This window comes from Novosphingobium pentaromativorans US6-1 (assembly GCF_000767465.1).
GTDB classification, from domain to species: domain Bacteria; phylum Pseudomonadota; class Alphaproteobacteria; order Sphingomonadales; family Sphingomonadaceae; genus Novosphingobium; species Novosphingobium pentaromativorans.
Genome location: NZ_CP009295.1, coordinates 124,005 through 134,722, shown reverse-complemented (window position 1 = coordinate 134,722; position 10,718 = coordinate 124,005). Strand labels below are relative to the sequence as shown.

Annotated in this window: 7 protein-coding genes; 2 read left to right on the top strand and 5 right to left on the bottom strand. The window is 59.9% G+C overall.

Features of this window, described 5'->3' with window-relative positions; translation table 11 throughout:
- Nucleotides 1-179 precede the first annotated feature (179 nt).
- From JI59_RS25880 to JI59_RS25055, 4 genes are all read right to left on the bottom strand, one after another.
- On the bottom strand, nucleotides 180-1,418 hold the full coding sequence (locus JI59_RS25880; protein ID WP_052118063.1) for a hypothetical protein: 1,239 nt from the start codon (nucleotides 1,416-1,418) through the stop codon (nucleotides 180-182).
- 33 nt (nucleotides 1,419-1,451) lie between these two features.
- On the bottom strand, nucleotides 1,452-4,937 hold the full coding sequence (locus JI59_RS27930; RefSeq protein WP_007015710.1) for a hypothetical protein: 3,486 nt from the start codon (nucleotides 4,935-4,937) through the stop codon (nucleotides 1,452-1,454).
- An 18-nt stretch (nucleotides 4,938-4,955) separates the two neighbouring features.
- Nucleotides 4,956-6,209, bottom strand: coding sequence for a neprosin family prolyl endopeptidase (locus JI59_RS25060; RefSeq protein ID WP_007015711.1), 1,254 nt, complete (start codon nucleotides 6,207-6,209; stop codon nucleotides 4,956-4,958).
- Between the two features lie 514 nt (nucleotides 6,210-6,723).
- Entirely contained in the window at nucleotides 6,724-7,548 is an 825-nt protein-coding gene (locus JI59_RS25055) for a class I SAM-dependent methyltransferase (protein ID WP_007015712.1), read from the bottom strand.
- Between the two features lie 213 nt (nucleotides 7,549-7,761).
- Here JI59_RS25055 and JI59_RS25050 point away from each other — a divergent pair, with 213 nt between their 5' ends.
- A complete protein-coding gene (locus JI59_RS25050; RefSeq protein WP_007015713.1) occupies nucleotides 7,762-8,574 on the top strand; it encodes a glycosyltransferase family 2 protein in 813 nt (270 codons plus the stop codon).
- Nucleotides 8,575-8,665: 91 nt separating this feature from the next.
- Entirely contained in the window at nucleotides 8,666-9,274 is a 609-nt protein-coding gene (locus tag JI59_RS25045; protein WP_007015714.1) for a TVP38/TMEM64 family protein, read from the top strand.
- A 2-nt stretch (nucleotides 9,275-9,276) separates the two neighbouring features.
- On the opposite strand, the gene JI59_RS25040 is transcribed toward JI59_RS25045, so the two are convergent.
- Nucleotides 9,277-10,716, bottom strand: a complete 1,440-nt coding sequence (locus tag JI59_RS25040) for a hypothetical protein (protein ID WP_007015715.1) — start codon at nucleotides 10,714-10,716, stop codon at nucleotides 9,277-9,279.
- Nucleotides 10,717-10,718: the final 2 nt, after the last annotated feature.

Here is a 10,718-nt window from a genome sequence, read left to right as displayed (position 1 = left end):
ATAGCCTCCGCAGGGAAATTTTGAATGTTGCGGGCGGCAAATTGCACCGAATGAGTTCAATTCGCAACTTCTATCTGGAAGCTCCTGCAATTGGGCGTTTGGTCGCGATATAGACGGAGCTTTGCGTTGAGCGAAGTAAGTCCGGCGCGCCGATATCTATCTCTCGAATGCACGAGCAGTCAGGGAGCGAACTCGGTTCCATTCCAGCGCCAGTTCACCTTTGCGGCCAGAGCACTTCCGAGAATTTCGGTTTGGCTATGAAGCAGGCGCAATTCCTCCCCAAGCGTCATTCCCGGTTCGAGGCCAGCCAGATTGCGCCATTTTGCCCACTCGGTCGGTTTTGCCTTCTCGGGGTCGGTAATTGCCGGTCCACCAGGTTCGAAACCGGTATCGGAGAGCAATTCCTCCAGAATGACGAACCGGCCTGCAGTGACCGTGACGGAGGCGATGCCGGTAGGGCCGGTCTGCAGAGCTTCGTAATCTGTTGCCGCAACTTCGATCGAACCCGTACCGTCACTGCGTGCAGCCAATTTATACGGGGCGCTTGAACCGCTTTCGCGAACGAGGGCGAGTGGGTCGGTCGCCGGATCGGTCAGGGCAAGAGCTCCAGCCAATCGCAATGTACGACCGACATAATCCAGCGGATCGATGATCGTCGTCAGCGGACTTTCTGCAGGCGGCAGCGCATAAGGTCCGGCCAGCATCGACAATGTCGCTCCGCGCTCGTGCAGCCTAGCCATCGCCGCCTTTATGAGGCCCGCAAAGTCGCTGCGGATCAGCACGGTAACGGGGAGGCTGGCCTGGAAAGGTCCTGTCGGACGATCGTTGATTACCGGCGTAAAGCTGAGGAACGTAGCGATGCCGGCATCGCTTAACGGAGGATTGGGACCAGCTACCCCGAGGATCCCGGCAAGGACCTGCGAGCGCATGTCCAGTTCGTTCAGGTTAGTGAGCAGGTTCAGGTAGCCGCCAATCTCCGTGATGTTGCGAGGCGGCGGTACACGGGAAGGAATGACATCGCCCTGCAGCGCGATGCGGCGCAGAATGATGTTCTGCGCTTCCAGCGCTTCCGGAGATGTCGCGTTCTTGAGCAGGTCGATCAGCGTATCGCCTGCGATGGATGCGAATGCCGCGGTTCCTGTCGTTTCGTCGGCCGCATCACCGCCAGGTTCGGCGCTACCGCTGCTCGACGGAGTTGGCGTCGGTGTCGGCGTTGGCGTTGGCGTTGGCGTTGGCTCAGGCTCGGCATTGCTGGCAGGTCCGGAAGACGGGCCTTCTCCGGCCGATCCCACGGGACCTGCTCCGACGCCGGCTTCCGCCAGATCGTTCGCCGAAATCGGATCTCCGGGCACGGCGTCCGGCATCATGGGCGGAAGAGCGGGCATATTCTCGCTTGTGGCAGTTGATGTGTTAGCCATGACAGTGTTCCCTTCAAGACGTGCGCCGCGCTGTCATTGCGGTCCGGGGACAGGGGCAGGTGCGGGGTCAGCTCCACCGCCACCTGCGTTGCCACCCTGGTTTCCGCCTCCCTGCTGTCCTCCGCTTCCACCGGCCTGGCCGTTTGCCGGGCTTGGCGATGGCGTGTCCGACTTACCGTCGGTGGATCCGCTCGGGGTTTTGCCGTCGCCCGCCGCTGGCTTCTTTGCGCCTGACTGCTGGCCGCCATTCAGCGCTGCGGCAGCATCCGAACCGGCGGTTGGATTGCCTCCGTAGATTCCGCCAACGATGTTCCCGGCCGTGGCAATGACCTGGGCCTGCAATTCCTTGCTCGTCTTGAGCGCATCTGCCCGGGCATCGTTGGAAACATTCTGGGCATTGGTGATCAGACCGGCAAGTTGTCCGGCATTGGTCAAGGCGCTGTCGAAATCCTTCTGCGCAGCGGCGTTCGCACCAAGCGACTGGAGCAGAGCCGTGTCCGGCGTGGGGGCGGTAAGGACGTTGTTGATGAGCGAGGGCAGGTTGGTAAGCGAATTGGGCGCAACTGCTCCCGCCGTGAGGGCTGCCGAGCCGGTGGGCAATTCGACCGGAGAGATTGTCGGGGCTGTGTCCGAAGGCGAATCCTGCCAGTTCCAGAACCGGGTGATATCGATCTTCTCGGCCGACGAGCAGCGGCCCAGGACAGCTTCGCCAAGTACGCCCTTGGTCGGCAATGCAATAGTCGAGTGCGGCGGCTTGAACGTTGCCTGTTGATAGGCGAGCAGGGATTCCTGTATTTCGGCCGGATCGAGCGGCTGCCCGTCACTGCCTGCATGGGCAAGGACTTGGGGGATGAAGAAGGGCATGATCATCGAATTGCCGAAGAAGCCCAGCACCCTGTTCTCGACGCAATTAAGCAAGGGAACCATCTGGCTTGGGTCCTGGATTCCGCCGACCGGAACTCCGATTGTGTAGCCTTCGAGCAAGACTGCCCGCTCTTCCGCGGTCAGCGAAGACCAGACCGCGCGTGAGTAGCGCATGGTGTTGCGCACGACATGCTGGGTCATTTCCTCGATCTCGAGGATTTCCTTGAACCGCAGGACGGGCGCCAATTGCAGCGCCGGAACAGGGTAGGGCGCATTGGGCAGTTCGACCCCGCCCATGCTGTTCTGCGCGTAGTTCTCTCCCGGGCCGACTTCATTGCCGTTCTGGTCCAGTTCCACGACATGGGCACGGAAACTGCTTACATTTGGACCACCGACTTCCCTTTCAAGGGCGGCTGCATCGAGCGTAATCGTCTGGCGCGCCGTACGGGCCGATCCCTGGCTGAAGGCTGACTCAATCGCCTGTTCGATCCAACTGGCCTGCCCGCCGAAGAGGGCCTGCAGGGCATTGAGCTCCTGCTGTTCTTTGGAAATGAGCGTGTAGCTTGCCGAGCGGAAACGGCGCGTGATCTCGAAGCCGATGATTGTGCTGCGGTTCATCGATGGAGGCAGCGCCAGCGCACCTGTGAAGACATGGGCAGAATGTTGGCGCTGAATCTTGAGCCAGGACACGAATTCTTCGCGCGAAGCGAATCTATCAGCGGGAGGCGTGGGTGCCGTATTGTTGAGCTGGACGGGGCCGACGCGGGTGCCGCGGTTGGTGACGGCATAAATGGATATAAGGTCCGCTTCGAGGAAGCTGCCCTGGATCGTGAACTTGATGACGTCCGAGGCGACCCCGCCCGCAGCTTCTACTTCCGCAGTCGGATCTGCAGCGAACTGCGTTAGCAGCTTCATGCCCTGATGATACTTGCGCGGGAGCCAACGTTCCAGGACGTCAGCGTGCTTGCAGATCGACTTGTAGCGCAGCAGGACTTCGGCACGCGTGTCGAGCTGGAAGGGGCTCGTGATCGTGAGCGGAACGTTCGGCGGCAGGAATCGCACGACCTGAAGCGGTATCAGCACAGTCATTGTGAGGCCGTCGATGGCTGTGGTCACATCGTAAAGGCGCAGGACTTCCCAATATTGCATGGTCAGGGCGCGCGTATGGTTGTGGTTGGTGATCGTCTTGGTCGTCACCGACTGGCGTTCGCTGGCAGACGCAATTCGCATGCCTGTGCGGGATGCAGACCGGCGCGCTGCCGCCGAAGACTGGGCGCTGGAATGGGTGGCCTGGGCAGCATTCTGAGTAGTGTTGCGTTGGCCGGATAGGGAACTGCTGGTCGTTCCGCTCGAAGAACTGCTCCCGGAGCCGCCACTGATAAGCCCGAAGAAGCTGCCTCCGACACTCGATGTGTCGCTGTCGGTTCGGAAGGAACTGCGGCCATTGATGACCTCGTTGAATGCCGAGGCGAAGGTCGCTGTCGTCGAGGTGTCTGCGGTTGCGCTTTGCAGAAGCGCCTGCGATTCATCGAAGAATTCGCTTTCGAAGACAGCTGATGTGTCCCGCCGTTCGAAGATGGCGACCTGCTGCTGCTCGCCAGGGGCAAGCGGGAGGGAATAGACCAGATCTCCAAGCGCAAGTCCTTGAAAGGTCCACCGCTGCGACATGTGCAGGACATAGCCAAGGCCCAGAGTGCCGGCCATGGGCACAGTCTCGTCAGTTGAGATGAGGCCGTTGGGCTTCACTCCCACGAGCCTGTCGCGGAAACCGTCAATGCTGAGCGGTTGCTCTACCGGAACCCGATCGACGTAACTGACCTGTTCGGTACTTGTCGCTCCTGTCACATAATAAGGAAGGTAGCCGAACTTGCGATCGCCGAGGGAAAAGCGCCGAACCGCGCTGGAAACGCTGGCTCGTGGTTCGACGAGGCGGAAGAAGACGCCATAGGGGAACTTGTCGATCGACTTGTTCGCGCCGAATTGCAGCAGGCATTCATCGCAGTCCCCCATCGCCAGTACCGGCAGCACCGGGGTATTGTCTGGCGGTGGTTCGGCGGCATCGGTCGGCGGCGGCGGTGCCAGCGATTGCAGCGAGGCCAAGATGCTGACTGGAAGCGGAGGCAGAAACTGGTCGAGCGCGATCGTCCCTGCAAGGCCGTTGGAAGCAATCTGCTTGAAGGGGATGCTGGCGCGAACGGCGCTGTTGGCACCATGCAAAACGAGCTCGAGGGAGCCGTTGTCGGCAAGTGGAAGCGCACTGGGCAAGGGCATGGTGAAGGCGCCATCCTCGCCCGTCATCACGGTGACGGGCTGTCCCCGGCGCCCGACGCTGGCAGGGTCGAATTCCACCTGAATGCGGTTGGCCGGACTGCCGTCGGGCTGGATCACCGTCGCGAGCAATTGGGGCGGTGCCATGCGGATCTTGAGTTCGGTCCTGAGTATGTCGAGGCTCTGCCTGACTTCGCCCATTCCCTTGAACAGATGCGTGATGTTGGATTCACGGATTTCGAGGAAAAGCTTTTCTTGCTTCTCGTCGAGAGCGCCAAGCGTATCTGCAGTGAGCGGGATGCGCTGGCGGGCGACCAACTCCTTGTCGATTTCTGTAGCGACTATGTTTTCACTCGGTGCCGTACCGCTGACGGGTTGCCGTGCCATGATGATTGCCTCCCAATTTCAGCAATTTCCGCCACCCGGGCCGCCGTAGAACAGCGTGATATTCCAGGGCGCGGTATAGCTTCCGATGAACTGGTCGTAACAGCCGGGCGAAGGCGATTGGCCGGTGAGGCTTGCCCACTGCGCGCCGCCGGATTTGGGCATAACGAAGACAGCCCTTTGCCAGGCAGCGTGCGGATAGATTGCTCCCGAGAATGCTCCCGAACCCATTTCCGGCCAAGGACCGGCCGCGCCGCATACCGTCTCTCCGCCGAACAGTGCCTTGGTGGCATTGCTTGCCATGGCCCCGCCGTTGAACAGGCTGGCAGGATAGTAGCCCACTGCATGCTGGGCACTGAGTCCGCCCAGATACAGCCACCAGTTGCCGCCGTTCAGGTAGAAAGCGATCTCGATCTCGTATTGCTGGCCGCCACCGCTGCCTACGGGCGAAAGTGTGCCGCCGATCGTCCAGTCGGAATTGGTTTGTACGAAACCAGCCTTGTCCAGATTGTAAGCGCCGCTGGGCCCATAGTTGTCCGCGGTCCAGTAGATGAAAAGCACGGGCTGGCTGTGTCCGTACTTGGCCGGATAGACCTGCCACCCGACCTCTACGGTTTGGTGGGCTGCGCCGGCCCCTGCCGAGTACCAATGCTGACACAAGGAGAAGATCTGATCGCCTGTCACTGACGGGGCGCGGACATTCAGGAATGAATGACCGCCCAGGTTATCCAGCGTCTGGTGAGCATAGGCGTAGCGATGGTTCAGCGAACTGTTCGCAGCCGGCGCGCTTGGCGGAGACAGCGGCTTGGCGCCGGTTTTGCTGAAGAACTCTGCCAGGGTTTCGAACCGTGCCATCTCTTCGAGGGTCACTCGACGCACCGGCACGAAGCCTGCAGGGCATTTCATTGGATTGCCGAAACGATCGAGGTCCGGTTCCGAATCTTCGACAGGCGATACAGGTTCGTCTTCTGCAAGGCCTATCGCTTCTGCAAGCGATGGGGGCGTGGCAGGCGTTCCGCCGCCTTCCCGCAAGGAAGGTTGTTCACTGATCGGAATGCAATCGAATACCTGTCCGCCGGCATCGACGAAACTCGTGACCGCGTCCGTATCTGCGTAGAGCTCGTCGAGATGGGATTTCATCGCCTCGAGTTCATGTTCACTGCGCACACGAACGCGTGGGTCCTTGCGGAGCGAACTGAAGCGGGCTTCCTTGATGGCTTGCGAGTAGTCGCGTCTAGGGAGGATACCCTTGGGTCCTGATTGCGAACTGGCCATAACACATCCCCGCCCGATTTGTGCAGTTTCAGCCACGCAGGACTGGCTCGCAACGAATGCGAGTTCATGATCCTATCAAGTGGCTACTGGTATCTCGAAAGCTAATGCGAGTTGAAATACTGGCTAGGCTTGCCAGACTCTTGCATTGAATGTTCTGATGAGACGACTCTTTTATTATTTTTTGCTCGTCGTTTCAATTGAGTAATTACAATGGTTTAATGAAGTTAACCATTCATAAGCCTGAATGAGTGGTATATCCACCTATCAGCGTTTGCGTGTGGGTCGACGACCCGTTCCCTGTCTGCGACGAAGTGACTATTGTGAAGCAGCGGACGGGATCGACGTATAGAACGCGCGGCCGATGTTGTCCGGCCCCTGCGCTCTTCCTGCGCGAGTAACCGGTCTATCTTCTCAAGCAGGCCCTATCTCGCCGGGCCTGTCGATGCCTGGCGAGTGCCGAGACGGGATCGCCTTCTCACTGGCCGGTGGCGACACGCCCCGGCGATCCGATAGGTCAGCGCCGCGCGACGATTGTGTAGATCGGCCGGATGCGATTGCCGTACTTGAACTTGTTCCAGGTAAGCGTGGAGTCCTTGAATCCGAGGATGGCCAGGTACTCCTGCACCAACAACGGAGGAAGCCGGAACCAGCCATCGGTAATTCCGTCCGGCTCTGCACTGTTCGGCATGAAGCGTGGATTGCGCTTGAAGCGGCTAGCGAAGCGTCCGAACGGCGATAGGTCAGAGACGATCATGGTTTCTCGCGTCAGGCGGGCCGCATTCTCCAATGCCAGGAATGGGTCGCGCAGATGGAGAAGAATGCTCCCGAAGACTGCCACGTCGACCGGACCGATCGCGGCGGGCATGTCGTACACCACGCCGTTCACCATCCGCGCTTTCGAGCCGTATGCACCGTGGCACAGCCAATAGCTGTTGTTGATCTTGCGAAGATGCTTGCGCCGGTCGGCCCTGGCTGCATCGCGGTCATTCTCGGCAAAGGGTACGATATCCCAGTCGAAGTCTTCCGAAAGATCGAATGAGACGACCTCGGCTCCCTTGCTTTCCATGTGAAAACTCAGGATTCCAGACGCGGCGCCTACGTCCAGGACGCGTTTGCCCGAGAAATCGAAATGACCGAGGTAGTCGTCCAGGACCCCGCGAAGATCCCACTCTCCCTTGACCGTACCATGTCCCGGTACATCCATCGTATGATAGAAGTAGCATTCGTCCAGAGACGAAATATCGCGCGGTTCGGTATAAGGATGCGCATCGAGGTTCGCTGCACTGGAACCGGTATTGTGGATCATGAAGACAAGGCCCAAAAATTCTGCACTTATCATGGGCTTAGTTTGTGTTTTCGAAGCCTGCAAGGGACTTGATGGCCCTTTGGCCCGGCCAGAAGGGCGCTACAATCGTTCGCAGTTCCCGATGCCAGCTATTGCTCACCGGCACTGCATCGCGTGCCAGGTCGATTGCACACGGTACTTGCTCTTTGCTGGTTCCGGTATCGGAAATAAGTCTTCCTTTACCATTATCTGCAAATCCTGCGGACCATGATCGACGGAAAGCGAATTGCCGTAGTCCTGCCGGCTTACAACGCCGCGCTCACCTTGTTGCGCACGTTTCGCGAGATTCCTGCTGACGTCGTCGACGATGTCATCCTTACGGACGATGCCAGTTCAGACGAAACTTCGGCCATTGCCCGCTCGCTGGGCATCCATACTATCGTCCATGCGAAGAACACGGGCTACGGCGGAAACCAGAAGACCTGCTACCGTGCCGCGCTCGAGCGCGGGGCCGATATCGTCGTGATGGTGCACCCGGACTATCAGTACTCGCCCAAGCTCGTGCTGCCGATGGCGAGCATGATTGCCTCTGGACACTACGACGTCGTGCTGGCTTCCCGCATCCTCGGCAAAGGCGCGCTTGCAGGAGGCATGCCGCTTTACAAGTATATCGCCAATCGCGCGCTTACATTGGTCGAGAACCTGCTCCTCGGGCAGAAGCTTTCCGAATATCACACCGGATATCGTGCCTGGAGCCGTGAGGTGCTGGAAAAGCTGCCGCTGGAGGCATGTTCGGACGACTTCGTCTTCGATAACCAGATGCTTGCCCAGACCGCCTGGTTCGGCTTCCGCACCGGGGAGATTTCCTGCCCCACCCGCTACTTCGACGAGGCCTCGAGCATCAATTTCAAACGCAGTTGCGTCTATGGGCTTCAGGTCCTCAAGACGGCGGTTTCCTATCGCCTGTCGCGCTGGAAAATTGCGAAGCCGCAGATCTTCTTCGACGAAGCGGCAAGGCTGCAAATTCGCGATCAGGACAATTCGCAAGGCCTGCGCCTTGAACTTGCTGCCAGGAACTGAGTTCAGTCAACGCCCGCTGCACAAAGCGGCCGGCGTTGCTGCGCTCGTGCCGTCAGGCGCGTGCCTACTGGCATTCAGGTTTCAGCGGGAATTGCTGGCCGCACGCCTGATCGTTCATGAATGGTCGGCCCATCTCCAGATCTTCATGGCAGGAAACTGGTGGGCCTTCGCCTTGGGGCAGACGCTGGTCGCGGCCTGCGGTATCCTGCCCGCATCCATAATTGCGGCAATGGCAGGGGCGCTTTTGGGTTTCGGGCCGGGGCTGGCAATCTCAGCGGTCAGCACGATGCTGGGCGGATGGATCGCCTTTGCGCTCAGCCGGACCGCACTGCGACGCTGGATCACGCCGATCCTGCAGCGCCACGCTTCCTTCTCACGATTGGACCATGCCATGACCTGTGAAGGTTGGCGCATGGTTACGCTGCTGAGGATTTCGCCTGTCATGCCCTTTGCCCTGACGAGCTACGGCCTGGGCTTGACCCGGATCAGCCAGCGCGACTTTCTCGCCGGCACTTTGGCTTCGCTGCCCTCGCTTGCCGGCTATGTCGCGCTGGGCGCGCTCGGCAAGGAAGGCTTGCGTCTGGAAGATGCAGGGTTGGACGTTTGGCGCTGGGTCATGCTTCTCGCTGGGGCAGGGGTCGTGTTGTACTGCCTCTATCGCCTGCGCAAGATCATGACCCGTCTGGTCGCGGCCGTATAGGATCAGCGGGCGCGGCTGTCCTCCAGGACTTTCTTCGTCCATGCCCCTTCGCAATAGGGCAGGTCGCCTGAATCGTCCGCTCTGGCAGGGCAGGGGCGGTGACCTGACGAGAGATCGACTTCCCACGTCGAAGGCCAGACCTTGGGGCGGTACTGGTTGTTTGCGCGCCATCTGGCAACTTCGTCCCCCCAGTTCGGACCATGTGCCATGTCATCGATAGGCGCAGCATAAGTAAGTGCGCCCGATGCCAGGAACAGGAACGTCAGGCCGCGAATGACCCATGCAAGCGGGGCGTTCGCCCGCGTGGACATGGCGACCAGGCCCATGCCAATCAGCGTCAGCGGTACGAAATTGTAGCGCTGCGCTGCCGTCGACAAGTAGACGACGCCCGGCGGAAGAGGGAGCATGCCTGCTCCAAATGCCACAGATGCGACCAGAAGCCCGGACGAGATCAACCAGATTGCAGGATCTTTCCGGCTGCGCGATGCGAACGCCAGCAGAGCGGCGAAATACGCGAAAGCGATGACGGCGGTGCCAAGCCAGATGAGACCGTGATCGCGCGAGTCCGCAAAGATCTGAACCCCATAGAGGTTCGCGATCGGGGCAGACAGCAGGGGCATTACGCCGAGCCTGATGAACAGCAGATCCAACAGGCTGACCGGATCGAGCAAGTCTCCGCGCAAGGGACTGGCCGTGTAGAAGAACAGGAGTTGGATCGCGGCTGCAGTGCCCAGAACGATGGTCTGCATCGCGCGGCCGGCATCCTTGTCGATAAGGGTGCGAAGGCAAAAGAGAGGCAAGAGGATGATTGCGCCCGGCCCGCATAACGGGGCCAGAAAGAGCAGGACGCCGTACAGGATGCGAGCGCGTCGATGAATCGGGACATCGAGCGCCAGGATGAGGCCTGCGCATAGAGCCAGATGGAACTGGATATGCAATACGTTGGCGAAGACCTCTTCGGTCATCGGACTGATCGCGACAATCAGCAAGGAGGCGATCACGGCCGATCTGGTGTCCAGCCATGTGCCTTTTCCCGTAAGGATCAGAGCCGCCGGGATAAGCTGGAACAGCGTAGCGATGCCCATTGTCACGTAGGGTGCGTGTTCGAGGGCAATCGTGCCCGACCGGACCAGGTTGACCGCCAGCACAGTGGAGGCATTGGCAGCCAGGTTCGTATAGCCGGCGAATGACCGCCATAGCGCCTCGGAAGCGGGGCGATGCCACGCATAGCTGAAGAATATAGTGCCTTCTTCGTAGAAGAACCGGCCAAATTGCCAGACTTGTGGCAAGCGCAGTAATATCAGAACCAGAAAGCCAGCGAGCAGGAGCAGCTTCTGATAGAGACTGAATGCATGGCTGCCCTCGGCGCCATGGTTGGCAGGCCCTTTCCATGGGAGTGCGTTCCAGCTTCGGGCCCGGTTCGAAAGGTGTTTGAGAAGCAAGC

Bases quoted from the DNA above. Each gene is read 5' to 3' on its own strand.
- JI59_RS25055 (WP_007015712.1), bottom strand. From the start codon at position 7,548: ATGATAAGTGCAGAATTTTTGGGCCTTGTCTTCATGATCCACAATACC.
- JI59_RS27930 (WP_007015710.1), bottom strand. From the start codon at position 4,937: ATGGCACGGCAACCCGTCAGCGGTACGGCACCGAGTGAAAACATAGTC.
- JI59_RS25880 (WP_052118063.1), bottom strand. From the start codon at position 1,418: ATGGCTAACACATCAACTGCCACAAGCGAGAATATGCCCGCTCTTCCG.
- JI59_RS25060 (WP_007015711.1), bottom strand. From the start codon at position 6,209: ATGGCCAGTTCGCAATCAGGACCCAAGGGTATCCTCCCTAGACGCGAC.
- JI59_RS25050 (WP_007015713.1), top strand. From the start codon at position 7,762: ATGATCGACGGAAAGCGAATTGCCGTAGTCCTGCCGGCTTACAACGCC.